Annotated in this window: 25 protein-coding genes and 1 tRNA gene; 10 read left to right on the top strand and 16 right to left on the bottom strand. The window is 52.5% G+C overall.

What is annotated here, in order from left to right:
- The first annotated feature begins 12 nt into the window (after window positions 1–12).
- From ACMGGX_RS14100 to ACMGGX_RS14070, 7 genes are all read left to right on the top strand, one after another.
- Complete coding sequence (locus tag ACMGGX_RS14100; RefSeq protein WP_420298504.1) at window positions 13–1,065, top strand: hypothetical protein; 1,053 nt, start codon at window positions 13–15, stop codon at window positions 1,063–1,065.
- Complete coding sequence (locus ACMGGX_RS14095) at window positions 1,058–1,768, top strand: iron-containing redox enzyme family protein (RefSeq protein WP_029739713.1); 711 nt, start codon at window positions 1,058–1,060, stop codon at window positions 1,766–1,768. Before ACMGGX_RS14100 ends, ACMGGX_RS14095 begins: the two co-directional genes overlap by 8 nt.
- A 14-nt stretch (window positions 1,769–1,782) precedes the next feature.
- Window positions 1,783–2,841 carry a M14 family metallopeptidase gene (locus tag ACMGGX_RS14090; protein WP_029739712.1) on the top strand — a complete coding sequence of 353 codons (1,059 nt, stop codon included), beginning with the start codon at window positions 1,783–1,785 and terminating at the stop codon, window positions 2,839–2,841.
- Window positions 2,838–4,019, top strand: coding sequence for an MFS transporter (locus tag ACMGGX_RS14085; RefSeq protein ID WP_420298503.1), 1,182 nt, complete (start codon window positions 2,838–2,840; stop codon window positions 4,017–4,019). Before ACMGGX_RS14090 ends, ACMGGX_RS14085 begins: the two co-directional genes overlap by 4 nt.
- Entirely contained in the window at window positions 4,009–5,124 is a 1,116-nt protein-coding gene (locus ACMGGX_RS14080) for a nucleotidyltransferase family protein (protein WP_047648622.1), read from the top strand. Before ACMGGX_RS14085 ends, ACMGGX_RS14080 begins: the two co-directional genes overlap by 11 nt.
- 188 nt (window positions 5,125–5,312) lie before the next feature.
- The gene (locus tag ACMGGX_RS14075; RefSeq protein ID WP_198886327.1) at window positions 5,313–6,662 is read left to right on the top strand and encodes an iron-containing redox enzyme family protein; all 1,350 of its coding nucleotides are present in this window, start codon (window positions 5,313–5,315) and stop codon (window positions 6,660–6,662) included.
- A gap of 6 nt (window positions 6,663–6,668) precedes the next feature.
- Window positions 6,669–7,295: a histidine phosphatase family protein gene (locus ACMGGX_RS14070; RefSeq protein WP_063439704.1), complete on the top strand. Its 627-nt coding sequence runs from the start codon at window positions 6,669–6,671 to the stop codon at window positions 7,293–7,295.
- Between the two features lie 53 nt (window positions 7,296–7,348).
- Here the strand turns inward: ACMGGX_RS14070 and ACMGGX_RS14065 are convergent, their stop codons facing one another.
- The 4 genes from ACMGGX_RS14065 to proB all read right to left on the bottom strand — a co-directional run bounded on the left by ACMGGX_RS14065 (window position 7,349) and on the right by proB (window position 10,285).
- Window positions 7,349–7,618 carry a hypothetical protein gene (locus ACMGGX_RS14065; protein ID WP_155731428.1) on the bottom strand — a complete coding sequence of 90 codons (270 nt, stop codon included), beginning with the start codon at window positions 7,616–7,618 and terminating at the stop codon, window positions 7,349–7,351.
- A 111-nt stretch (window positions 7,619–7,729) separates the two neighbouring features.
- Window positions 7,730–7,805, bottom strand: a tRNA-Thr gene (locus tag ACMGGX_RS14060).
- Window positions 7,806–7,916: 111 nt separating this feature from the next.
- Complete coding sequence (gene proA, locus ACMGGX_RS14055; protein ID WP_420298502.1) at window positions 7,917–9,170, bottom strand: glutamate-5-semialdehyde dehydrogenase; 1,254 nt, start codon at window positions 9,168–9,170, stop codon at window positions 7,917–7,919.
- Window positions 9,171–9,181: 11 nt separating this feature from the next.
- On the bottom strand, window positions 9,182–10,285 hold the full coding sequence (gene proB, locus ACMGGX_RS14050) for a glutamate 5-kinase (protein ID WP_023310508.1): 1,104 nt from the start codon (window positions 10,283–10,285) through the stop codon (window positions 9,182–9,184).
- Between the two features lie 304 nt (window positions 10,286–10,589).
- Between proB and phoE the strand changes: the two genes are divergently transcribed.
- Window positions 10,590–11,642, top strand: a complete 1,053-nt coding sequence (phoE, locus tag ACMGGX_RS14045; protein WP_047648644.1) for a phosphoporin PhoE — start codon at window positions 10,590–10,592, stop codon at window positions 11,640–11,642.
- Window positions 11,643–11,783: 141 nt separating this feature from the next.
- Here phoE and crl read toward each other — a convergent pair whose 3' ends face one another.
- The 3 genes from crl to gpt form a co-directional block, all read right to left on the bottom strand.
- Window positions 11,784–12,185, bottom strand: coding sequence for a sigma factor-binding protein Crl (gene crl, locus ACMGGX_RS14040; RefSeq protein WP_023310506.1), 402 nt, complete (start codon window positions 12,183–12,185; stop codon window positions 11,784–11,786).
- 57 nt (window positions 12,186–12,242) lie between these two features.
- Window positions 12,243–13,487, bottom strand: coding sequence for an esterase FrsA (gene frsA, locus ACMGGX_RS14035; protein ID WP_109846588.1), 1,245 nt, complete (start codon window positions 13,485–13,487; stop codon window positions 12,243–12,245).
- Window positions 13,488–13,591: 104 nt separating this feature from the next.
- Window positions 13,592–14,050: a xanthine phosphoribosyltransferase gene (gene gpt, locus ACMGGX_RS14030; protein WP_010427903.1), complete on the bottom strand. Its 459-nt coding sequence runs from the start codon at window positions 14,048–14,050 to the stop codon at window positions 13,592–13,594.
- Window positions 14,051–14,310: 260 nt separating this feature from the next.
- Between gpt and pepD the strand changes: the two genes are divergently transcribed.
- The gene (pepD, locus tag ACMGGX_RS14025; protein WP_063439699.1) at window positions 14,311–15,768 is read left to right on the top strand and encodes a cytosol nonspecific dipeptidase; all 1,458 of its coding nucleotides are present in this window, start codon (window positions 14,311–14,313) and stop codon (window positions 15,766–15,768) included.
- Between the two features lie 77 nt (window positions 15,769–15,845).
- On the opposite strand, the gene dinB is transcribed toward pepD, so the two are convergent.
- The 8 genes from dinB to ACMGGX_RS13985 all read right to left on the bottom strand — a co-directional run bounded on the left by dinB (window position 15,846) and on the right by ACMGGX_RS13985 (window position 23,054).
- Window positions 15,846–16,904 carry a DNA polymerase IV gene (gene dinB / locus ACMGGX_RS14020; RefSeq protein ID WP_023310503.1) on the bottom strand — a complete coding sequence of 353 codons (1,059 nt, stop codon included), beginning with the start codon at window positions 16,902–16,904 and terminating at the stop codon, window positions 15,846–15,848.
- Between the two features lie 109 nt (window positions 16,905–17,013).
- Window positions 17,014–17,217, bottom strand: a complete 204-nt coding sequence (gene nqrM / locus ACMGGX_RS14015) for a (Na+)-NQR maturation NqrM (protein ID WP_023615899.1) — start codon at window positions 17,215–17,217, stop codon at window positions 17,014–17,016.
- Window positions 17,217–18,440, bottom strand: coding sequence for an NADH:ubiquinone reductase (Na(+)-transporting) subunit F (gene nqrF, locus ACMGGX_RS14010; RefSeq protein ID WP_420298501.1), 1,224 nt, complete (start codon window positions 18,438–18,440; stop codon window positions 17,217–17,219). The genes nqrM and nqrF overlap by 1 nt, the downstream gene beginning before the upstream one ends.
- A gap of 10 nt (window positions 18,441–18,450) precedes the next feature.
- Window positions 18,451–19,047, bottom strand: coding sequence for an NADH:ubiquinone reductase (Na(+)-transporting) subunit E (gene nqrE / locus ACMGGX_RS14005; protein WP_008500255.1), 597 nt, complete (start codon window positions 19,045–19,047; stop codon window positions 18,451–18,453).
- Between the two features lie 6 nt (window positions 19,048–19,053).
- Window positions 19,054–19,692 (bottom strand): NADH:ubiquinone reductase (Na(+)-transporting) subunit D, encoded by a 639-nt coding sequence (locus ACMGGX_RS14000; RefSeq protein WP_420298500.1) that lies wholly within the window; start codon window positions 19,690–19,692, stop codon window positions 19,054–19,056.
- Entirely contained in the window at window positions 19,685–20,479 is a 795-nt protein-coding gene (locus ACMGGX_RS13995) for a Na(+)-translocating NADH-quinone reductase subunit C (RefSeq protein ID WP_214579377.1), read from the bottom strand. Before ACMGGX_RS13995 ends, ACMGGX_RS14000 begins: the two co-directional genes overlap by 8 nt.
- Window positions 20,472–21,707: an NADH:ubiquinone reductase (Na(+)-transporting) subunit B gene (locus ACMGGX_RS13990; RefSeq protein WP_420298499.1), complete on the bottom strand. Its 1,236-nt coding sequence runs from the start codon at window positions 21,705–21,707 to the stop codon at window positions 20,472–20,474. Before ACMGGX_RS13990 ends, ACMGGX_RS13995 begins: the two co-directional genes overlap by 8 nt.
- A 3-nt stretch (window positions 21,708–21,710) precedes the next feature.
- On the bottom strand, window positions 21,711–23,054 hold the full coding sequence (locus tag ACMGGX_RS13985; protein ID WP_181594442.1) for a Na(+)-translocating NADH-quinone reductase subunit A: 1,344 nt from the start codon (window positions 23,052–23,054) through the stop codon (window positions 21,711–21,713).
- Between the two features lie 298 nt (window positions 23,055–23,352).
- Here ACMGGX_RS13985 and dpaA point away from each other — a divergent pair, with 298 nt between their 5' ends.
- Window positions 23,353–24,093 (top strand): peptidoglycan meso-diaminopimelic acid protein amidase, encoded by a 741-nt coding sequence (gene dpaA, locus ACMGGX_RS13980; protein ID WP_420298498.1) that lies wholly within the window; start codon window positions 23,353–23,355, stop codon window positions 24,091–24,093.
- On the opposite strand, the gene ACMGGX_RS13975 is transcribed toward dpaA, so the two are convergent.
- Window positions 24,064–24,831 carry a class II glutamine amidotransferase gene (locus ACMGGX_RS13975; RefSeq protein ID WP_023310496.1) on the bottom strand — a complete coding sequence of 256 codons (768 nt, stop codon included), beginning with the start codon at window positions 24,829–24,831 and terminating at the stop codon, window positions 24,064–24,066. The genes dpaA and ACMGGX_RS13975 overlap by 30 nt on opposite strands.

The following is a 24,831-nucleotide window of genomic DNA, read 5'->3' as shown; positions in this document are numbered from 1 at the left end:
GTGATGTCCTTAATGTATAATACCGGTGAAGATATTATTGATGAGGTTGGTCATGATAGTTGGGAAGGTTTAACTGTCATGCCCGAGAAAAAAACATTTTATTCTCGAGATGTATACTTCAGGGAAGCCTGGAGTGACGCGCGGAAGGTTTTTGGTGAAAATACCGTCTCTTTTTTGCAAAATATTGCTGTTCTGGTATTCAAACCCGATGCATTCATGGCAAGAAAATGTCAGGATGCCCTTGATTATTTGCAGCGCCAAAACTTTACGCCGATTACATGGCGAGAGTTTCGCTATAATCACTGGACAATGCGAGAAGATTGGCGTTATCAACTGAATCAGTTTTCACTGGACCGAATTTTTCTTAATGAAAAGCTGCTTACCAGTGACGACTGCACTATGGTTGTATTTCGTGATAATAGCCAGAAGCGTGAGTTGCCGGGCACGGTACGCCTTCAGTCCCTGAAGGGAAGTTCTTTACCAGAATTACATAAGCCAGAGCAGTTACGAGCGATTTTGAAGAGTCATAATCGTTTATTTAAATTTGTCCATACCACAGATGAGCCCGCTGATATTATCAGGGAATCTGGAATACTGTTTAGTTCAGAGGAACGCCACAATTTTTTTCAGGAGATTGTTGATAACTTTCATGAAAATAAATCGGCACAACTTGCTGATTATTTGGATGGAAAAACATCACGCTTTTCTGAGAATGATTTCAACTGGCCCACTGCGCTGGAAGAACTACGATCTTCAGTCAGCACTTGCCCGTTTCCGAAAGAGGCTAACCTATTGCTTGCTGACATTGAACAGTGGCTTTTGCATGGCATGCCCGCGGGTAAAGCGTTATCCGTGAGGGAACTGGAGAACAAGCTTCACAAGCTTGATATCCACCTCAGCAATGTTGCATTCATGATTATTTGTACCAACTTGATTCATCACAGTTACTCGCTGGAGTTTGCATTAATGCGGGGTGATGGACTTGATGACTGGCTTGCAGGTAAAGGTAAACACGTTCCATTCAACAGTTCAATGCGTAACACGACTGAGGGGTTTTATGAGTAATAATCATAGTGAATTCAGACAGCGGGTCGATAAATTTATTGCAGATCGTGTAAATAAATTTCTTACTACTGTGCCTGGCGCATCACACCAGAAAGACGCCAAAAATATTAATCTCGAATATTACAAACGTAATTTAATTGAAATAATTCTGCGTTTACGGATGAAGCGCACGATTGATGGTTTAACTATTCATTATTTTACAAAAACCGATCCGCGACTTGCCAAACGCTGGTGCGAGTATACGGGTGATGAAATGCTACATGACTCCATGTTTGCTGCTGATTTGAAAAAAGTTGGTGTGTCACCAGATGAGATTTATTCAACCGAGCCACTTTTATCCACAAAGTTGCTTCAGGGATATTTCTATTACGGTCTTGAACATGAAGGTCGCCCGTTAGCATCACTCTGCAGTTCGTATTTTATTGAATCAGCATCTGAAAAAACGCAACCCGATATTATTGACAATATTGAGCAGGTTATGGGCAAAGAGTATGTCAGAGGTCAACGCGCACATGTTGATCATGACGATGATGATGATCATGTCGACTTTGTCTGGGATGTGTTGGTCAAAACAGCGAATCTTCCTGAAGATGAAGAGAAGATCCTTTCGCATATTGATAATGTCTACAAGCTTTTCGTTATGTATTACGAAGAGCTCTATCATCTGACCTTTGATAAATCTGATATCGATAATGTGGCCTGATGGAGTGATGTAACATGAGCATGTATACCGAAAGCAGAGCGCAATTTAGTCGTCTTGCGCAGCAACGTGGAGTAGAAGTAACACAGATCCCCGTGACACTGGGGCAAGACGGTAGTGCTCTTCATTTAACGTATACGGTGCTCGGTGATCTTCAGGCGAACACCTGCATTGTTGTTTTTTCTGGTGTGCATGGCGTTGAGGGACTACCTGGTGCACTTATACAGGAAACCCTTCTCAGGGATTTCCCAACGCCAAAACATATTGCGATTTGCCTGGTGCATGCCGTCAATCCCTGGGGTATGCATGAGCTTCGGCGAGTGAATGAGACAAATATCGATCTCAACAGAAATTTTATTGGTGGGTCTGTTCCCCAGCGCAACAGGGATTATGATCGCGCGCGTGAAATAATATGTCCTGCTGGCTCTGAGCTGCCCGACCAGTCGCAGCTTCGATCAAAGTTGCTTGAATGGATTACACACGACGGGCTTCAACGTGTACAGTCGGTGATCACCAGCGGGCAGTATCATCACCCTGAAGGACTCTTTTATGGCGGGGATAAGATCACGCCGAGCCAGATAGCTGTACGCGAAGTATGCCTGACATTATCCCGCCAGTTCCGTCATTTTCTGGTGCTCGATATTCATACGGGGCTGGGTGAAAAGGGACAACTAAGTATCATCCGTGAAGGTGGACGGGGTATCGGCAAAGAGCCAGTTCTCGCTCAGGCCATTAATTACGCCAGCCATAATGCGGTTTCCTCTCTACTCCAGGGCACGCTGACCGGCTATGTCGATAGCCTTTTTCCTGGCGGGCGGGCAGAAGGTTATGTTCTGGAGTTAGGTACCAGTCCAGCGCTGGAAGTCATGATCGCGATGCAGCGTGAGAACTGGTTATGGCAACGGCAGATCAGTTCCGGACCACAATACGACAAGGTTCGAGAGGAATTTCGCGAGGTATTTTTCCCGTCGGATCCTCAATGGCTGGCACTGGCCAGAGAAGCTATTTACCAGACGGTAGAGGGAGCCATCAAAGTTCTGAATGCTTCTTGCCCGGTGCAGGAGGTATCTTCATGACCCGGCTAATCTTGCAATTTACCTATTCCAAAATTATCGCTGTCGGCCTCTCGGTGCTGATTCCCATTTTTCTTGCTCAGCAAATTGCCGATGCTGATGTCTTTGCCACTTACCGTGCGATGGAATACGTTCCTTATATTGTGGTTGGTATTATTGTTGGGGCATCAATTGATTCCTGGGGGGCGGGGGTCATTATGCGCTGGAGTCTTTATCTCCATATACTCCCGCTGGGGTTGATGGTCCTGGTCTATAACAATTGGTTACCTATACAGGCGCTTTATGTTGCGCTATTTATTATGTCGGCTGTTGCCTACAGCGTCTCTGCAGGGACTAGCCGTACTGCTTATGATGTGCTGCCAAAAGAAAAATGGGGCGATTTTAATACGAGAACATCACTGTTTGAACAAATTGTTACCGTCGTTATTCCCCTTGCAATGGGGTGGGCGCTAACCTGGTCTTTGCAGTGGACGCTGTTTCTGCTAATTGGTTTCTCTTTTGGGGTGTCGCTGATTACCCCACGTTATGAAAAAAGGGAAGGCGTGCACCAGCCCTGGTATTCGCTGTTTTTCGTACGTGTTAAGGAAGGAATTAAGGCATTCAGAGCGAACCGTGCTTTGATGCATCTCTCATTTATTATTTTGCTCGTGAATGCTGTCGAAACTGTGCCAGCAACATTGATGGTTTTTTACGCTACCCATGAGTTAAAGCTGAGTGCTCTTGATACCGGGAGTATCATTACAGCAGCAGGGGTGGGGGGCATTGTCGGGGCATGGCTGTTAGGTTTTATCAGTAAAAGGCCCTCAATGCTGCTGGGGCTTCTGGTTGCGTCAATGCTCATCAACGCACTGCTCTATTTTCTTGTTTATGAACTAAACAGCTACCCTGTACTGGTGATTTCAATGTTCATCGAATCACTATCGATAGTGATTTCAGCGGTCTCATTTCGAACATTACGCCAGCTCTGTTCTGATCCTGCCAGCTATGGGACCACACTAGGTATCTCAGGGGCTCTTGTTAAAAGTGGGATCCCTGTCGCGACCTTGATTGGTGGGTATATAGCCTGGCGGATGGGGGTACGGCAGGTCTATCTACTCACAGCAGTCGTTGAGTTAGTGTTAACTGTTCCCGTTACCTTATGGGCACTGAAATCACACAGGGAGTCTGTCTATGAAATTTAATAAAGAATTATTGAGCTTCTACGATTATTTCAGTCAGTATCTTATTTCTGGTCGCGATGCTGTATTACCGTCTATCGGTGAAGAACACTGGGAAGAGCTGTATCGAAATAAATTACTTTATGCCTGGCTTGAATTTTGGTGCAAAGAAAATACACTTTCTTCATGGGCACAAAAAAGACTGGATATTTATCGTAAAAAAAGCTTGCTGCATGAGAAATTACTTGCAAGACTAACACAGAAATGTAAGTCTGATTCTTTGATAACCCTTAAAGGGGAAAGCTTTAAGCATTTTTATCCTCAAGGATTTCAGCGTGAATCTCGCGATGTTGATATCTTATATAAAAATGAAAAAGATTTTATCGAGGCACATGATTATCTATTGTCTCTTGGCTTCAAAGAAATGTTTGTCTGGGTGCGGAAAACGAATAACAGCATTGCAAGTTCTGCCAAGTTTCGACTGAGGAATAATGCTGGCGAACGTGCTCTTGATGATGTATATGTTGAGATTCATTTTAATGCATTTCCTGTGTCAAATTTTTCAAATTTATATTTTAATCAATTATACGTCTTGACAGAAGCAATGAGATTAGTTGTATTATTGATTGCTGAATTTACTTTCCGTGATGGTGTGACTAAAAAATTCACATTGCGTGACATGATGGATGTAAAGCTGACGTTTAATCTGATAAAAAGAGAGGAATGGGATTCTTTAAGCAACTTATTAAAACAGGCTAAACTTGAAGCGCCGTTATTATTGCTGGCTGATTTTTGGCAACAGGAAATCCATGAGTCAATGCCTCCTCTTCTGGCATGGCTGCATGAGCAATACCACGCGGTACGCTGGGATGGGCATTATTCTATTATTGAACATCAATCATGGCCTTATCAGCAACAGTCTGGGATGGCTCGTCAGGATTTCGATGAACTGGTACAGCTTCACGGCTTGCTTTACGATTCACCGAGGCAGACGACAAGAAAATACTCCACCGAAGAAATGACGCAGTGGATGGAAAAAGGAATGCCTGTTGTTGCTAAATATGAGCCAGCGAATGCAGGTTTCACGTTTCTGGAACGTTATAAGATTTGTGACCGTTTTATTTATTAGTTTTGGGTATTTAACCCGAAAATCGGTGTATGAAAACAGGCCCTCTTCGAGGATTATTAACCTTCAACAAGGAGACTAACATGAAAGTTACTCGTCGTGTTATTCCAGTTATGAACGCTCGTCTGTAATAGATCAAACCAGGCACTCTGTTTCGATAGAGTGCCTTTACTTTTTTTGAGGGTTTCTTTATGATTTATCAAAACAATCCATGCCTCGCAAAAGATATCACCTATCGACTCGATCGCCAGCAAGTTATTTTTATTACTCCCAGCGAGAGTTTCACCATTGATTTTGAGAATGAAATAATGGCCCAGGCCGCCGGAGATATTCTTAAACATTTGACGGATGCTGATATTAATGTTCCAGCGCTGAATGAAAGGCTGGGTTCGGCAATGCAGCCATATACGGTTAATGATTTTCTCTCTATGCTCGATGAGCAACATCTACTTTCTGACGCTCAATCTGTAAATGACGTCATTTCAGGCAAGGCGTTTATCTGTGAGATTGAGAATTATTATTACAATATTGTTTTACCTGCTTTTGAACAGGATGAATTTAGCCGCAAAGTATTCACCAAAACTATAGACGACGCGGCGTTAAAGCGCTGGTCCGTTGAATATTACCATGTCACTCGGGCTGCAGAACGGGTACTTACCGCATCTTTGCGCGACTATGGTAATGACGACCTGACGATGGCGATCCGTGACTTCTTCTTTGATGAAGTCGGTCATGAAAAATTACTGCGCCGGTCGTTACTGGGTTTTGGGATGAGCGACGAGGAAATTGAATCTACCAGTCCTCATCTCTGCACTGAGGCTACAATGGCCATGTTACTCAAAGCGGCTCATTTTCATTTGCCGACCTTCGTCACGCTGGTGGCACTGATGGAAGGGACCAGTGAGGAAAGTCAGGCCTATATTGACGTACTGGAGAACTCCGGTCTCGCTCCAGAAGCAATACGTAGCCAGATAGTCCATGAGAAGATTAATATTGAAGGTGAGCATGGTAATGAAGGGCGTGAAATTTTCTCGCATATTAATGCTCTTAGCGTAAATGATTTAGTTATTGCCAAGAAAGCTGTCCGTGAATTTTATGCTATACGCCGGGCTATTACACCCTGGCTCTTAGGCGGCATTAGCTTTGCCGGCGTGGATAAGGTGCTTTTCCTGCAAACACTGAGTGAAATGCTTCCTCAGTTGAAAATGAGCACATTACCGATTGCAATCCCCAGGGCCACGCTGTCACAAAGTGATAAGCTGGTGAAGACGCTGTGCACGCTTAAGCAACTTCCAGTGGTTGAATTTGATATCAATAAAGACGAAGAGTTGTTAATGCTAATGCTGGAGAATGTTCTCTGGAAAACCGCCTGTACAGATCTTGCTCGTTATACGAATACGCTTGAATGGCTTGAACAGCTCGTTCAGGGTACCGTTTCGGACTACCGTGAAGAGGATATCATTGGGTCAATCTGGAATGCATGGCATGCCTTGCCATCATTGCCTCTTGTGGATGCAGGCCAGCTACTGGAGCAATTGTAATTTCTGATGAAAGTGATTTTAGTGCGGCATGCAGAAACAGAATGGAATCAGCACGGTGTTATCCAGGGACACAAGGATAGCCCGTTGACTGCCCGCGGCACGCTGGAAACATCGGCATTACTGACGGCTTTAACGGATGCTGCTTATCCGGTGGAATGTGTCTTTACTTCACCTCTTGGACGTGCGTGGAAAATGGGTCAGGCACTGGCGGGCCATTTTCAGTGCCCGCTGGTGATCGAAGAGGCCCTAAAAGAACAGTCATTTGGTCAATATGAAGGCATGACGAAGGCACAATTAGAGCAGGAATATCCGAGTCAGTTTCTCGCGTTATTTTCACAGAATGCCGCGTTTTGTCCTCCTGGCGGCGAGTCGCTTGCCCACGCTTCTCAGCGTATTATCCATTTTTTGCACAAGAAGATGGCAACCACAACGCATCAGACGTTCTGTGTTGTCACTCACGGACATGTCATGCAGGGTATGCTTGCGTTGCTTAAAGAGGGAAACATCGATCATTTCAACCGCTACGCACAACCGAACGCGAGTTATACCGTGCTGGAGGCGGGCGGAGGGGAGGATATGACCCTCCGTTGGGGGATCGCTTCCCACTTGCTTAAGCTGTCCAGTGCTGAGTGAACAAATGGGGAAAGACAAGCGCGGTGCGCCAGTATCTGAGAGACGGTTAAGCGTCACCGAATCCTGCTCTCTGGCTGCTTGTAATAGATAAGCGTGTACGACAGCAATATCAGCAACGCGCGTTGCCCGGTTTCCTGGCCCATTCCGAAGCACAACGCGGCAGGCTCCGCCAGAACATCACCCAGGGTATGGCTTATTGAGTGCCTGCAGTGTGCTGACGCGGGCAGTGCCCGCTTGCGCCAGCTATCGGTATAGACTCCCTCGCCGATCATGGCCTCAAATATCGCCGGAATCACCCGGTCCTCATTCAGGATGATCGTCACGATGTCGTGATTGCGCGTGGCGGCAAGTTGATATCAGGAGATAAGATGCGGCCAGAAAGCGTAGTATACGGGCTTTTAGTTGATTTCGGTATATTTGGGAAGAGTTTGAAATGGTGCCGATAATAGGAGTCGAACCTACGACCTTCGCATTACGAATGCGCTGCTCTACCAACTGAGCTATATCGGCCCTGAGAGGCCGGTTACGAGGGTAACCACGGGGCAAAAGGTTAGATCTATCCGGGTGATGCGTCAATGCCCTTTTGAATCAAACGGCTACTTTTGCATCACCCGTGATTATTTACGCACGAATCGTATCATCACCGAAGCCGATCCACTTGTACGTGGTCAGCGCTTCCAGCCCCATCGGACCGCGCGCGTGCAGTTTCTGCGTGCTGACCGCCACCTCAGCGCCGAGGCCGAACTGGCCGCCGTCGGTGAAGCGGGTGGAGGCATTCACATAGACCGCAGAGGAGTCCACTTCGTTCACGAAGCGATCGGCATTGCGCAGGGTGCGCGTCAGGATGGCGTCAGAATGCTGCGTGCCGTGTTCACGGATGTGCGCAATGGCGTCGTCGAGATCGGCAACGATTTTCACGTTCAGATCCAGTGACAGGAACTCGTCGTCGTACTGCTCCGCTTTTACGGGAACAACGTTAGCCGGGCCATCCTGAAGCAGTGCGAGCGCGCTGGCGTCAGCATGCAGCGTCACGCCGCTCTCTGCCATCTGTTTGCTCAGGGCCGGCAGGAAGGAGTTCGCAATGTCCTGATGCACCAGCAGCGTTTCAACGGTGTTACAGGTGCTTGGACGCTGGGTTTTCGCGTTCACGATAATCTTCAGCGCCGGTTCAATCTCAGCGCTGTCGTCGACAACAATATGACACACGCCGATACCGCCGGTGATCACCGGAATCGTCGACTGCTCGCGGCACAGCTTGTGCAGGCCCGCGCCACCGCGTGGGATGAGCATGTCGATGTATTTGTCCATGCGCAGCATTTCGTTGACCAGCGCGCGGTCCGGGCTCTCGATCGCCTGTACGGCACCCGCCGGTAAGCCGCACTCTTCCAGCGCCTGCTGAATGACTTTCACCGTCGCGGCGTTGGTGCGCCATGTCTCTTTCCCACCGCGCAGAATAGCGGCGTTACCGGTTTTCAGGCACAGGGACGCAACATCCACCGTCACGTTTGGACGGGCTTCATAAATAACGCCGATGACGCCGAGCGGCACGCGGCGGCGCTCAAGGCGTAAACCGCTGTCGAGCAGCCCACCGTCGATCACCTGCCCGACCGGGTCGGCCAGATTGCAGACCTGACGCACATCGTCGGCGATGCCTTTGAGGCGTGCCGGCGTCAGCGCCAGACGGTCGAGCATCGCTTCGCTCAAGCCGTTACGACGCGCCTCCAGTAAATCCTGCTCGTTGGCGAGCAAAATTTCCTGGGACTGTGCTTCCAGATAATCAGCGATTTTTTCCAGCACGCGGTTTTTCTCGCGGCTGGAAAGGAGCGCTAGTTTGTAAGAGGCAGCCTTCGCGGCGGCGCCCATTTGTTCCAGCATGTTCTGGCTCCTTAACGAATAATCATGTCATCGCGATGCACGGCAACCGGACCATATTCATAGCCCAGAATGGCGTCGATCTGCTGCGAGTGGTGACCCGCGATGCGGCGCAGGGCATCGCTGTTATAGCGGCTTACGCCGTGGGCGATGTCGCGGCCTTCGAGGTTACGGATACGGATCACTTCACCACGAGAGAAGTTGCCTGTCACGCTTTTAATTCCTTTAGGAAGTAATGAACTTCCTCGTTCCAGAATCGCGGCGGTAGCCCCTTCATCGACGACGAGTTCGCCAGCAGGAGGCGCGCCAAATATCCAGCGCTTGCGGTTTTCCAGCGGGGATTCCTGGGCGTGGAAGCGGGTGCCGACGGAGATGCCTTCCATTACGTCGCCAATCACGCCGGGGCGGCTGCCCGCTGCAATGATGGTGTCGATACCGGCGCGGCACGCTACGTCAGCGGCCTGCAGCTTGGTCCCCATACCGCCCGTTCCGAGGCCTGAAACGCTGTCACCGGCGATGGCGCGCAGCGCATCGTCGATGCCTTGAACGTCGGTAATCAGCTCGGCTTCCGGGTTGGAGCGCGGATCGGCGGTGAACAGCCCCTGCTGATCGGTCAGCAGCAGTAATTTATCGGCACCGGCCAGAATCGCGGCCAGCGCCGAGAGGTTATCGTTATCACCCACTTTGATTTCAGCGGTGGCAACGGCATCGTTCTCGTTAATGACCGGAACAATATTGTTGTCCAGCAGCGCGCGCAGGGTATCGCGGGCGTTCAGGAAGCGCTCTCTGTCTTCCATATCTGCACGCGTCAGCAGCATCTGCCCGACGTGAATGCCATAGATGGAGAACAGCTGTTCCCAGAGTTGAATGAGTCGGCTTTGCCCCACGGCGGCCAGCAGCTGCTTGGAAGCGATCGTCGCGGGGAGTTCGGGGTAACCCAGGTGTTCACGCCCGGCGGCAATCGCCCCGGAGGTCACAATCACAATACGATGCCCTGCGGCATGTAGCTGAGCGCACTGACGTACAAGCTCAACAATGTGGGCGCGATTTAGGCGGCGCGATCCGCCTGTTAAAACACTGGTACCGAGTTTTACCACCAGCGTCTGGCTGTCACTCATGATTCTCTGCCGTTCAACGATAAGGGAAAGTAATGTCGAACGAACGTTTTAGCAGGAGTCAGCCCCGTTGCCAACTGCCTTAGCACATCGCGAAACACTTTGTTGCGCGGGATCAGGAAGCGTAGCGGGAGAATTTGACACTTTTATTACCGAAATAATAAATCACAGTTTTTTAAAATTATTCTTAGTTTGTCATAAAAGTTTCATTCCAGAACGATAAAACCCTTCCTGTTTTTTCACGGGACTTAAGCATGAGCTTATCGTCCAGCGAATTTTTTAGCGCGTTTATAAGACAGGATCGAAAATGAAAAAGAGCACTCTGGCATTAATGGTTATGGGCGTAGTGGCTTCTGCATCCGTTCACGCAGCTGAAGTTTATAATAAAAATGGTAATAAGCTGGACGTGTACGGCAAAGTGAAAGCCATGCACTACATCAGCGATGATGCCACCAAAGATGGCGATCAGACTTACGTTCGTTTCGGTTTTAAAGGCGAAACGCAGATTAACGATCAGCTGACGGGCTATGGCCGTTGGGAATCTGAATTTGCAGGTAACAAAGCTGAGAGCGACTCCTCTCAGAAGACGCGTCTGGCGTTTGCTGGCCTTAAGCTGAAAAACTTTGGTTCACTGGATTACGGCCGTAACCTGGGTGCCCTGTATGACGTCGAAGCATGGACCGATATGTTCCCTGAATTCGGCGGTGACTCTTCCGCACAGACCGATAACTTCATGACCAAGCGTGCTACCGGCCTGGCGACCTACCGCAATACCGACTTCTTCGGCGCGGTTGACGGTCTGGACATGACGCTGCAGTACCAGGGCAAAAACGAAAACCGTGACGCCAAGAAACAGAACGGTGACGGTTTTGGTACCTCTCTGACCTATGACTTCGGCGGCAGCGATTTCGCCGTCAGCGGCGCCTACACCAACTCTGACCGCACCAACGCTCAGAACCTGCTGGCGCGTGGCCAGGGCCAGAAAGCAGAAGCCTGGGCAACCGGTCTGAAATATGATGCGAACGATATCTATCTGGCTGCAATGTATTCTGAAACCCGCAATATGACGCCAATTTCCGGCGGGTTTGCAAATAAAGCGCAGAACTTTGAGGTTGTCGCGCAATATCAGTTCGACTTTGGTCTGCGCCCGTCCCTGGGCTATGTCCAGTCTAAAGGCAAAGATATTGAAGGTATTGGCGACGAGGATCTGGTGAAATATATTGACGTTGGCGCGACCTATTACTTCAACAAAAATATGTCCACCTTTGTTGATTATAAAATCAACCAGATTGACGACAAAAATAAACTGGGCGTGAGCAGCGATGACATCGTTGCACTGGGTATGACCTACCAGTTCTGATGATGTGAAATAAAAAAAACCGGCTTGATGCCGGTTTTTTTTATTATCGGGGATTCATGCGGTCTGGTGCCCTCTCCCACGGTGAGAGGGAGAATTTGTAGGCCGGGTAAGGCGAAGCCGCCACCCGGCGCTGTGACACCATCAGGCAGTCAGCTTCACCGCTTCGCTGGAAAAGTCATCCGCGGGTTCGAACTTGAGATCCAAAGTAGCCAGCAGCGCGCGTGCCTTATCGTGAAACTCTTTTAGCGTATATTCCAGGCGGTCAATCACTTCCTGATCTTTAATCGTGGTGGCCTGCCAGTTGCCGTCTTTATTAAACAGGCCAAACTGGTAGCTATACGTAAAGCGTTTTTCCTCTGCTTCCATTTCCATCCACCAGCCCCAGAATTCACGTTTTTCGGGTGCAGGCTTCACGTTGACGCATACAGCCAGGCAGTCGAAAAAAAAGCGATTCTCTTCACACTGCTCTTCTCGAATATACGGGCCGAGAGCCATAAACTTCTTAATCAGTCTACTTTTCGGGTGTCCACTCGGTAACGTCATTGCGATCTCCTTTTGTGAAGCCACTGTTTTACCAAACCAGCGAAATTTAGCAATCTATTAACACAATCTCTGAGCGATCCAGCGCGTAATCTCTTTCAGCGATTTGTCGAAATTCTGATAGACCGGGCTGAACGGCACTTCAAGCAATTTGCCATCCGCAGATGACGAAGTGATTAATCGTGACTCTTCTTCCGGGCTGAACGGGTCGTTTTTCCAGAACCCAGACAGCATCGGCGTTGGGCAGCGACGTCCCAGCAGCCCCTGCGTTTTTAACGAGTAACGATTGAGCTCAACGCGCAGCGCTTCGTCTGATGCATCATGCATGCCAAGGCGGCTGGCCAGTACATCAAGGTACATTTCAGGTACGCTCCCCTGGCGTGCGGGATCGCTGAGCAGAGCGTGTACGACCGGGCCGAGGCAGGCAACGGCTTTCAGACGAGAAGATTCAAGGTAAGCCAGACGCACCGCGACGTTCGCGCCAAAACGGAAGCCGAATGCCGCCACGCGGGTGTGGTCAACCCACGGAATGTTTTCCAGCGCTTTGAGCGCATGCTGGTGCAGCAGGCTGGAATCCTGAGTCAGTTTCCATTTGGATGAAAAACCAATTGAAGGCATATCAAGCGTCAGCATCGCGATCCCTTTTGGTGCGAAGTAACGCTCATACAGGCTGTAATAATCAATTTGCAGCGAATCCAGCCCGCCGCACATGAGGACGGTCGGGAACGGGCCGTCGCCTTCCGGCATATGCAGGAACCCGGTGACGGGTGCGCCACCTGGAATGCTGAACTCAAGCTCGCGCATTTGGCCCGGCAAACGCTGCGCCGCCTCTTCATAAGCACGGTTCGCCAGCGCCTGGGCCTGCTCTGCCAGCTCATCACCTTTTAGATGCGGATACGCGGCGATGGCGTAGAGATTGGCCGCATGCAGCCAGTGCTTGCCGCTGCGCGTGGCGTCCTCTTCCTGGCTGGCTTTTTGCTGCCAGAGCATCGCCTGTTTAGACCACTCGTAGATCCAGTTTCCGCCACGGTAGCCCACCACCGTATCGTAAAGCTCGCTGTCGGTCCGTTCAGATTCACTCATCACGATACGTGCCTGCACATCAAGGATTTCACGGGGGTCAATACCGCGCCAGATCCACATCAAGCGGTTAATCATGCGATACCAGTGAGGCACGTTTTTACCGTCTAACGCGGACTGGACGGCAGGCTGGGTACCCGGATTAAAGCGACGCACCAGCGTCGACGTTTCAGGGTGTTTGAAACGGGGTTTGAAGAGAGTCTCGGTGAGATTCGCCTGCGTCATTGCGTTGCCTCCATGAATACGTCATATGAAGACTATTGTAACGCGCGGCAGGCCAAAAAGAACAACGCCCGACATAGTCGGGCGTGTAAAGTTACGTACTGGTATTAACGGCCTGAAATAGGCGGTACGAAGACCACGCCCATATCCCATGGCTGTTCAATCCAGGTATCCTGCGGGATATCAATCACGTAATCGTCAACCAGCGGGCGGCCAGCAGGCTTCGCGAAGATAGTGACGAAATGTGCTTTCGGATACATTTCGCGGATAGCAACCGCAGTACCGCCGGTATCCACCAGGTCATCAATAACGATGAAACCTTCGCCGTCGCCTTCCGCACGTTTCAGCACGGTCAGCTCGCGCTGGTTGTCATGGTCATAGCTGGAGATGCAAACGGTATCGACATGACGAATACCCAGCTCACGTGCCAGCAGCGCCCCCGGTACCAGACCGCCACGGCTGACGGCAATAATGCCTTTCCACTGTTCGGAAGGCATCAGACGCGCAGCCAGTTTGCGTGCGTGAATCTGCAACATGTCCCAGGTGACGACGTATTTTTCGCTCATGTGAAGTGTCCCAGCCTGTTTTTATACGGCTTAAAAAGTGTTCGAGGGGGAAATAGGTTGCGCGAGATTATAGAGATCTGACGCACTAAAAACCAGTGTTTAGCGCCCTCTGCCTGAGTTTTTACATGCTTTATGCTACCAGCCAGCAGAGAAAGTGGTATTCTCAGTTTCATCTCGCAAGCCTGACTTGTGGTAACTATTAACCTGCTAACCCTGTGACCTGCAACCCTGTTTGCAGCGCCTCGACAAGGAGACTTATCGTGTCTGAACTGTCTCAATTATCTCCGCAGCCGCTGTGGGATATTTTTGCGAAAATCTGCTCCATTCCACACCCTTCCTACCATGAAGAACAGCTTGCCGAACATATTATGGGTTGGGCGAAGGAAAAAGGTCTGCATGCTGAACGTGACCAGGTTGGCAACATTCTGATCCGCAAACCGGCTACCGCAGGGATGGAAAACCGCAAACCGGTTGTGCTGCAGGCGCACCTGGACATGGTGCCACAGAAGAACAACGACACCGTTCACGACTTCACCAAAGACCCGATTCAACCGTACATCGACGGCGACTGGGTGAAAGCACGCGGCACCACGCTGGGCGCGGATAACGGCATCGGTATGGCCTCTGCGCTGGCCGTGCTGGCCGACGACAGCGTTGAGCACGGTCCGCTGGAAGTGCTGCTGACCATGACCGAAGAAGCGGGCATGGACGGCGCGTTCGGTCTGCAGGCGAACTGGCTGCAGGCGGACATCCTGATCAACACCGACTCTGAAGAAGAAGGTGAGATCTATATGGGCTGCGCGGGCGGGATTGATTTCATCTCTACCCTGCCGCTGTCGCGCGAAGCGATTCCTGCTGGCTTCCAGACCTTCAAGCTGACGCTGAAAGGGCTGAAAGGCGGCCACTCCGGCGGCGATATTCACCTGGGTCTGGGTAACGCCAACAAGCTGCTGGCGCGCTTCCTGGCAGGCCATGCGGCCGAGCTGGATTTGCGTCTGGTGGACTTCAACGGCGGTACCCTGCGTAACGCGATTCCGCGCGAAGCGTTCGCCACCGTAGCGGTTCCAGCGGCAAAAGCCGACGAGCTGAAAAAACTCTCCACCGTATACCTGGATATCCTGAAGAACGAACTGTCGGCGAAAGAGAAAAACCTGACCGTGGTGCTGGAATCTGTTTCTACAGATAAAGCCGCGCTGACCGCACAGTCTCGTGACACCTTCGTTCAGCTGCTGAACGCAACGCCAAACGGCGTGATCCGCAACTCTGACGTGGCGAAAGGCGTGGTGGAAACCTCACTGAACGTGGGCGTGGTGACCATGAGCGACGACAGCGCGGAAATCATCTGCCTGATCCGCTCTCTGATCGACAGCGGTAAAGAGTACGTGGTGAGCATGCTGGAATCTCTGGGCACGCTGGCGGGCGCGAAAACGTCTGCAAAAGGCAGCTACCCGGGCTGGCAGCCGGATGCAAGTTCTCCGGTGATGGCGCTGGTGCGTGAAACCTATCAGCGTCTGTTCAACAGCACCCCGAACATTCAGGTGATCCACGCCGGTCTGGAATGTGGCCTGTTCAAGAAACCGTATCCGGACATGGACATGGTGTCCATCGGGCCAACCATTACCGGCCCGCACTCGCCGGATGAGCAGGTTCATATCGAAAGCGTCGGTCACTACTGGACGCTGCTGACTGAACTGCTGAAAGCGATCCCTGCGAAGTAATACCCTCACTCCATCCCTCTCCCACAGGGAGAGGGTGAAAAACGTAGGCCCGGTAAGCGTAGCGCCACCGGGCTTTTTTACAATCCCAGAACCAGCTGTCGCTCTAACTGCGGATCCAGCAGCGTGACGTGTAATCCCACCAGCCTGACCCCTCGCCCGCCCCGGCGCTCTTCCCATGCCTTTTTCGCCGTCGCGATAAGATCGTCTTTATTCAGACGCGGCCAGACGTGTTCCTGCGTGGTCTGCTGGAAGTCGTTGAATTTTAATTTGATACCCTGACGGGCAATGAGCAGGTCCGGCTTCACCTTGCTTAAGCGTCGTTCCAGCTCAGGGTAAAGCTGTTCCGTGATAATGGTTTCGCATTCGGACCAGTCATGAATATCTTCACTGAGGGTGCGCTCAACGCCGACGGATTTTCGTAGCCGCTCGCTGTTCACATCGCGATCGTCAATCCCCTGGCTGCGCTCCCACAGCACGCGGCCAAACTTCCCGAAGCGCTTGAGCAGCATAGCGAGATCGCTTCGCTGCACGTCTTCGCAGGTGCGTAGCCCCATGCTTTCCAGCTTTGCGGCGGAAACTTTTCCCACGCCAGGGATTTTGCCGAGCGGCAGCGTTTTCAAAAACGCCGGCACCTCGTCAGGCGTGATGACGTACTGACCGTTGGGCTTATTTAAATCGGAGGCGATTTTGGCAAGGAATTTAACGGGCGCGACGCCCGCAGACGCCGTCAGATTCAGCTCGTTGAAAATCGTCTGGCGGATCTCCTGCGCCATCAGCGTGGCGGAGCCGTGGCAGTGCACGCTGTCGGTCACATCCAGATAGGCTTCGTCCAGCGACAGCGGCTCTATCAAAGAAGTATAGCGGGAGAAGATTTCCCGAATATGAAGGGAAGCCTCTTTATAGGCTTCAAAACGGCCGGGCAGAAGCGTGAGATGAGGGCAAAGCTTTAAGGCCATCGCCGTCGGCATCGCGCTGCGCACGCCAAATTTGCGCGCAGGATAGTTGGCGGTGCTGATGACACCACGCTGAACGCGGCTGCCGCCAATGGCGATGGGAATATCCCGCAGCGCCGGGTTGTCACGCATCTCCACTGCGGCAAAAAAGCAGTCCATATCGACATGGATTATTTTGCGCATAGTAAGCCCTCACTCATCACTGGATAAGTATACAGTAAACAAATGAGGGTTGAGAAGCAGATGTGAGAACGCCGGGTGGCGGCTTTGCCTTACCCGGCCTACAAAAAAATTAAATAATGCGCTGCTGTTCGCGGGCCATCCTTTTCTTCCGCGCATCGCACGGTTCCGGGCAGTCGCAAACCTTTTCCATCCCAATAGAGGAAATACCGCCGCAGCTGCCCTGAATGCTTTTCCGCTTAACGATCCAGCCTAACGACATGCCGAAGATGACAAGCACAAACACCACAAAGGTTGCCAGAAACGTCAGCATCATCAGCCTCCAAAGTCATCGAGCAAGATGTTCTCATCTTCGACACCGAGATCTTTCAGCATCTTAATCACGGCGGCGTTCATCATCGGCGGACCACACATATAGAACTCGCAGTCCTCAGGCGCCGGGTGCTGTTTGAGGTAGTTTTCATACAGCACGTTGTGGATGAACCCCGTATAGCCCGTCCAGTTATCTTCCGGCTGCGGATCGGAAAGCGCCACATGGAAGGTGAAGTTCGGGTTTTCACGCGCCAGCTGTTCAAACTCATCTTCATAGAACATCTCGCGCAGCGAGCGCGCCCCGTACCAGAAGCTGATCTTACGCTGGCTACCCAGCCGCTTGAGCTGGTCAAAGATGTGCGAGCGCATCGGGGCCATACCGGCACCGCCGCCGATAAAGACCATTTCCGCGTCGGTATCTTTCGCGAAGAACTCCCCGAACGGGCCGGAGATCGTCACCTTATCGCCAGGCTTCAGGGACCAGATGTATGACGACATGACGCCCGGCGGTGCATCCGGCACATTCGATGGCGGCGTGGCGATACGCACGTTGAGCATGATGATGCCCTTCTCTTCCGGGTAGTTGGCCATCGAGTAGGCGCGCAGCGTCGGCTCTTTCACCTCAGATACAAAGCGGAAGAGATTGAATTTGTCCCAGTCGGCGCGGTACTCATGCGGCACGTCAAAGTCCGCATAGGCCACAGCGTGCTCCGGGCACTCAATCTGAATGTATCCTCCGGCGCGGAACGGGACATGCTCGCCTTCCGGCACCCGCAGCTTCAGCTCTTTAATAAAGGTGGCTTTGTTATCATTAGAGATAACCTCGCACTCCCATTTTTTGACGCCGAAGATCTCTTCCGGCAGCTCTATCTTCATGTTCTGACGCACCGCGACCTGGCAGGCCAGACGACAACCCTCTTTTGCCTCACGCTTTGTGATATGCGCCAGCTCGGTTGGCAGAATATCGCCACCGCCCTCTTTTACCGTCACGCGGCACTGCCCGCAGGAACCGCCGCCGCCGCAGGCTGAGGAGACAAAAATGCCGTTACCGGAGAGCGTGTTGAGCAGCTTGTCTCCCGCCGGCGTGCGGATCTGATTCTGCGGCTCGTCGTTAATATCAATCACCACGTCACCGGAATTCACCAGCTTCGCGCGCGCCGCCAGAATAAGCCCTGACAGCACCAGTACAATCAGCGTGAACATCACCACGCCAAGGATAATTTCCATCTGTTTGCCCTTATAGCTGCACACCGGAGAAGGACATAAAGCCCAGCGCCATCAGCCCGGTGGTGATAAAGGTGATCCCCAAGCCACGCAGACCCGCAGGCACGTTGGCATACTTCATTTTCTCGCGGATCCCCGCCATGGTGACAATCGCCAGCATCCAGCCGATGCCGGAACCAAAACCGTACACTACGGATTCGCTGAAGTTGTAATCACGCTGCACCATAAACGAGACGCCGCCAAAGATGGCACAGTTCACCGCGATCAGCGGCAGGAAGATCCCCAGCGCGTTGTAGAGCGACGGGAAATACTTATCGAGGATCATCTCGAGGATTTGCACCAGCGCCGCGATCACCCCGATAAAGGTGATGAAGTTCAGGAAGCTGAGATCAACCCCTTCCACCAGCGCGCCGTCCCGCAGCACAAAGTTGTACACCAGATTGTTAATCGGTACAGATAGGCCGAGCACCACGGTGACCGCGATACCGAGACCAAATGCCGTCGACACTTTTTTGGAAACCGCAAGGAACGTACACATGCCGAGGAAAAACGCGAGCGCCATGTTTTCAACAAACACCGCCCGCACAAACAAACTCAGGTAATGAGCCATCGTCGGTTACTCCTTTTCCTGTTGTTCTGGCTTCAGCGTACGAATCAGCCAGATCAACAAACCGATAATGAAAAACGCGCTAGGGGCCAGCAGGAACAGGCCGTTTGGCAGATACCAGCCGCCGTTCTGCACCGTGTCCAGCACCGTGATGCCAAACAGCTTGCCGCTGCCAATCAGCTCACGCAGGAACCCCACGGTCAGCAGGATCGCGCCGTAGCCCAGGCCGTTGCCGATGCCGTCCATAAAGCTCGCCAGCGGCGGCATTTTCATGGCGTAGGCTTCCGCACGCCCCATGACGATACAGTTGGTGATAATCAGCCCGACAAACACCGAGAGCTGTTTGGAGGTTTCATAGGCGAAGGCGCGCAGCAGCTGATCGACCACGATCACCAGCGAGGCGATGATCGCCATCTGCACGATGATCCTCACGCTATTGGGTATGTGGTGGCGGATCATCGAGATAAACATGCTGGAGAACGCCGTGACCAGCGTTACCGCCAGCGTCATCACCACCGCCGTTTCCAGCTTGGTCGTCACCGCCAGAGCAGAACAGACACCCAGCACCTGGAGCGTGATCGGGTTATTGGCTAACAGTGGGCCAATGAGCACCTTTTTAACTTCTTTCAGTTCACTGGTATCAGCCATTGTTCAGCGCTCCTTCACTTACGTTTTTCAGGAAAGGACCAAAGCCCAGCTCGCCCATCCAGAAATCAAAACTGTGCTGCACGCCTTTTGAGGTGAGCGTGGCGCCGGAAAGCCCGTCAACGGCGTAGTCGTCACCGGGACGTGCCGCCCCTTTCATCACCTTCAGCGCAGGCAGGCCGTTATCGTCGAGCACTTTCTTGCCGACAAACTGTGCCCGCCAGTTAGGGTTTTCAACTTCGCCACCCAGCCCCGGCGTTTCGCCCTGGTCGTAATACGTAATGCCTTTTACGGTGCGCCCATCGGTATCAAGGGCCACAAAGGCATACATCATTGACCACAGACCGTTACCGTAAACAGGCAGTACCACTTCCTGAATACGTTTTTGGGGGTCGCGAACCAGATAGATTTCGGCCAGGTTGCTGCGACGCTTAATCCCGGCGGGATCTTGCGATGCCTCCAGCGTCAGGCTCATCTGCGGATCTTTAAGCGCCAGCGCCTGGTTGAATTTTGCCGGGTCTTTATCCAGCAGTTCACCCGTTTTTAAATCCACCAGTCGCGCCGAAATACGTTCAGCAAAGACGGCCGAAACGTCGTCTGCGCTCATTCCTTCCTGCATCAGCCCGGCGACGGCAAGGATGTTGCGCTGTTTATCCAGCGCACGTTGCTCCTGCTGCAGGGGTTTTAACCCCACGGCAGAACCGGCCACGACAATAGAACAGACCAGACAGAGCACCAGCACCACCAGCAGCGTTTTGCTGATGCTGTCGTTATTTTTAACCTCAGCCACGCGCCTTCCTCCGCTTAATGTTGGCCCGCACCACCAGGTAATCGAACAGCGGCGCAAACAGGTTGGCAAACAGAATGGCCAACATCATCCCTTCCGGATACGCCGGGTTGACCACGCGGATCAGAACGCACATCGCGCCAATGAGCACGCCGTAGCTCCATTTGCCTTTGTCTGTAAACGAGGCAGAGACGGGGTCCGTCGCCATGAACATCATGCCGAACGCGAAGCCACCCAGCACCAGATGCCAGTACCACGGCATCGAGAACATCGGGTTGGTGGTCGAACCGATAACGTTGAACAGGGTGGCGGTCAGCACCATGCCGATCATCACGCCCGCAACGATCCGCCAGGAGGCCACGCGACCAAAAAGAATGATCGCGCCGCCAAGCAAAATCATCAGCGTGGAGACTTCTCCGATGGAGCCCGGAATGTTGCCAATAAAGGCATCAAACCAGGTGACTGGCTGACCCGTTGCGTTGTTAACCAGCGTTTCGCCGCCGTGCGCCGCCCACTGTGAAAGCGGCGTCGCGCCGGAAAAACCGTCTGCCGCCGTCCACACGAGGTCGCCCGAGATTTGCGCCGGATAAGCAAAGAACAGAAACGCGCGTCCCGCCAGCGCCGGGTTGAGGAAGTTCCGCCCGGTGCCGCCGAAGATCTCTTTGGCTATCACCACGCCGAAGCTGATGCCAAGCGCCGCCTGCCAGAGCGGTAGCGTCGGGGGAACAATCAGGGCAAACAGAATAGAGGTCACGAAGAAGCCTTCGTTGATCTCATGTTTACGGATAATGGCAAACAGCACTTCCCAGAAGCCGCCCACGACAAATACCGTGATGTAAATCGGCAGGAAGAACACCGCGCCCAGCGTCATCATGCTCAGCCAGCCCGCGTCTGCGGCGAAGCTCACCCCTAACGACTGGGCCAGACGGTAGTGCCAGTCGGACTGGATCATCTGCGCCAGCTGCTGTGCATCGTACATGTGGTGCAGCGCCGGAATGGTCTGCAGGCCAACGTTGTACATTCCCCAGAACATCGCGGGGAAGACCGCAAACCACACCAGGATCATCATGCGTTTCAGGTCGATAGCATCCCGAACGTGCGCCGCCCCTTTCGTCACAAGGCCCGGCGTGTAGAAAATGGTCGTCGTTGCTTCATATAACGGGTAGTACTTTTTGAGCTTCCCTTCGGTAAAGTGCGGCTCAATTTTTTCAAAGAGGTGTTTTAAGCCCATCGGTTATCCTTCCTGCTCAATGCGGGTTAACACCTCGCGCAATACCGGTCCATATTCGTATTTGCCCGGACAGACATAGGTACAGAGCGCCAGATCTTCTTCGTCAAGCTCCAGACAGCCCAGCGCCTGCGCGCCGTCGGTATCACCGGCAAGGAGATCGCGCAACAGCACGGTGGGCAGAATATCCAGCGGCATGACGCGCTCGTAGTTGCCAATCGGGACCATGGCGCGCTCGCCGCCGTGCGTGCTGGTTGAGAAGCTAAACAGCTTATTACGCAGGAAGTGGCCCAACGTTGTTCGGGTGACGGAGTATTTTTCTGCGCCTGGCAGAACCCAGCCAAACAGCTCTTTCTCCCGCCCTTCCTGCACAATGCTGACCTGCAAATGGAAGCGTCCCAGGTACGCATGCGCATTGGCAGCATGGCGGCCGCTGAGGACCGAGCCGGAAATCAGGCGGTTTTCGCCCTCTTTCGTTTCCCCCACCAGCAGTTCGTTGATGTCAGCGCCCAGCAGCGTTTTCACCAGGCGCGGGTTTGCAGCCTGCGGTCCGCCGATGGCAATTACCCGTTCAGCGCAGAGTTCACCCGTAGTAAAGAGCTTACCGATGGCGATGACGTCCTGATAGTTAAGGTGCCAGACCTGTTTCGTCAGGCTGACTGGCTCAAGGAAATGGATGTGCGTCCCGGCCAGCCCCGCCGGATGCGGGCCAGAAAATTCATTAAACGTGACCTGCCCCAGCGGATGGCCGCCAAGCTTGCCGCCGCCAGCCTGGCAAACGTGCACTTTTCCGGGCGTGAGGCGGGTTAGAATAGTGAGTCCTGCATCAAAAGCTTTTCGCTGTGCCAGGATAACCGGTTCCGGGTCCACGCTGAGCGGGTTGGTGTCGATGGCCGTGACGAAAATCGCGGCCGGTTCCGTGCCCGGAACAGGGGATTTGCTGAAGGGGCGCGTACGAAGCGCGGTCCATAAACCGGACGCCAGGAGCTGCTCCTGAACGGCGTCACGGTTTAGCGACGCGAGCTCTGCGGCGTCGTAATGGGCAAATTCACGCTTGTCATCGCCCTCAATGCGGATAACCACCGACTGCAGAACGCGCCGTTCGCCACGGTTGATGGCCACAACGGTGCCGCTCGCGGGGGCTGTGAACATCACGCCGGGATTTTTTTTGTCCTCAAAGAGCGTCTGTCCTTTGATAACGCGATCGCCCTCCTGTACCAGCATTGAAGGACGCATACCCAGGTAGTCTTCGCCCACAATGGCGACATGACGGACACTTGCGCCTGTCGAAACGTGCTGCGCTGGCACGCCTGCAATCGGCAGTTCAAGTCCTTTTTTAATTTTAAACATGTGGTTAGCAGGTTTCCATGAACAACAATCCAGTGGGCGCAAAGTGTAACATTTTCCCCTTCCCGCGGGCAGGGAATCCGCCGGCGCGCGCGCCAAATTGCGAGCTAATGCGCAAAGTTCCTGGAGCCATCGCAATTTTGATGGTTTATAAAGTAAAACTAATTTGTAAACTCACCGCCCGGCTCTTGCGAAAATCTATAGCGGTGCTAATGTGAGCGCTCCTAACAGAATAATCTGATTTCGGGTCTCTTTTGCCGTCCTGGCAAGTTGGTCATGGTTTTATCAAGGAACTAGTAGTATGCGTAAAATCGCATTGTTCATTGCGATGCTTCTGATGCCGTGCATGTCGTTTGCCGGACTGCTCAGCAGTAATAGCTCAACGACGCCGGTCAGCAAGGAATATAAACAGCAGTTAATGGGATCGCCGGTTTATATTCAGATCTTCAAGGAAGAGCGCACTCTCGATCTGTTTGTGAAAATGGGCGAGACATATCAGCTGCTTGATAGTTACAAAATTTGTAACTACTCCGGCGGACTGGGGCCAAAACAGCGTCAGGGCGATTTCAAAAGTCCGGAAGGGTTCTACAACGTTCAGCGCAGCCAGCTCAAGCCTGACAGCCGCTTCTATAAAGCCATTAACATCGGCTTCCCGAATGCCTATGACCGTGCACACGGTTATGAAGGTAAATATCTGATGATCCACGGTGCCTGCGTGTCTATCGGCTGTTATGCGATGACCGACTCCGGCATTGATGAGATTTTCCAGTTCGTGACGGGCGCGCTGGTCTTTGGGCAGCCTAACGTACAGGTCAGCATCTATCCGTTCCGCATGACGGACGCCAACATGGCGCGTCACAAGTACTCATACTACGCGGATTTCTGGAAACAGCTGAAGCCGGGTTACGACTACTTTGAGCAGACCCACATGCCACCGGTGGTCTCTATCGTCGATGGCCGTTACGTGGTCAGCAAACCGCTGAGCCACGAAGTCGTCCACCCGCAGCTGGCGTCAAATTACACGGTCCCCGAGACAAAATAGCACCCACTCGCCTGGCATAATCTTTTGCCAGGTTTCGTTGCCCGTCAGCGGCTGCGTTGCGATAACAGTGACCACATCGTTCGGTGTGGTCTCCTTCTGAAAGTCTATCTCCACATCCTGATCGAGCAGCGTCGCGACGCCAAACGGCGCACGGCGGGTGATCCAGAACAGATTCGTCGAGCAGAACGCCATCACATAGCGGCCGTCAGAGAGCAGCATATTGAACACGCCTTTTTCACGCAGTTCAGATGCCAGCGTCGCGATGTATTTGAACACGGCAGTCATGTTGCCGGGCGTGCGGGGATAGCGCTCCGTCAGCTTGTGCAGCAGCCAGCAGAAGGCTTTTTCGCTGTCCGTCTCGCCGACCGGGCGGAAATTGCCCGTCTCCAGCGACTTATAGCCCGTAAGCTGCCCGTTGTGCGCATAGGTCCAGTTACGGCCCCACAGCTCGCGGGTAAACGGATGGGTGTTTTCCAGCGCCACTTCGCCACGGTTAGCCTGACGGATGTGGGCGATTACCGAGCGGGACTTGATCGGGTAGTCCTGCACCAGTTTGGCAATCGGTGAGTTAAAGCTGGGCTGTGGATCTTTGAACGTGCGACACCCTTTGCCTTCGTAGAAGGTGATGCCCCAGCCGTCTTTATGCGGCCCGGTTCCTCCACCGCGCTGAACCAGCCCGGTGAAGCTAAAGCAGATATCGGTTGGCACATTGGCGCTCATCCCGAGCAGTTCGCACAT

This window comes from Enterobacter sp. BNK-29 (assembly GCF_048684785.1).
Lineage (GTDB): Bacteria > Pseudomonadota > Gammaproteobacteria > Enterobacterales > Enterobacteriaceae > Enterobacter > Enterobacter cloacae_M.
The sequence above is the reverse complement of the archived record's forward strand: the minus strand, read 5'-3'. Positions and strand labels throughout refer to the sequence as shown.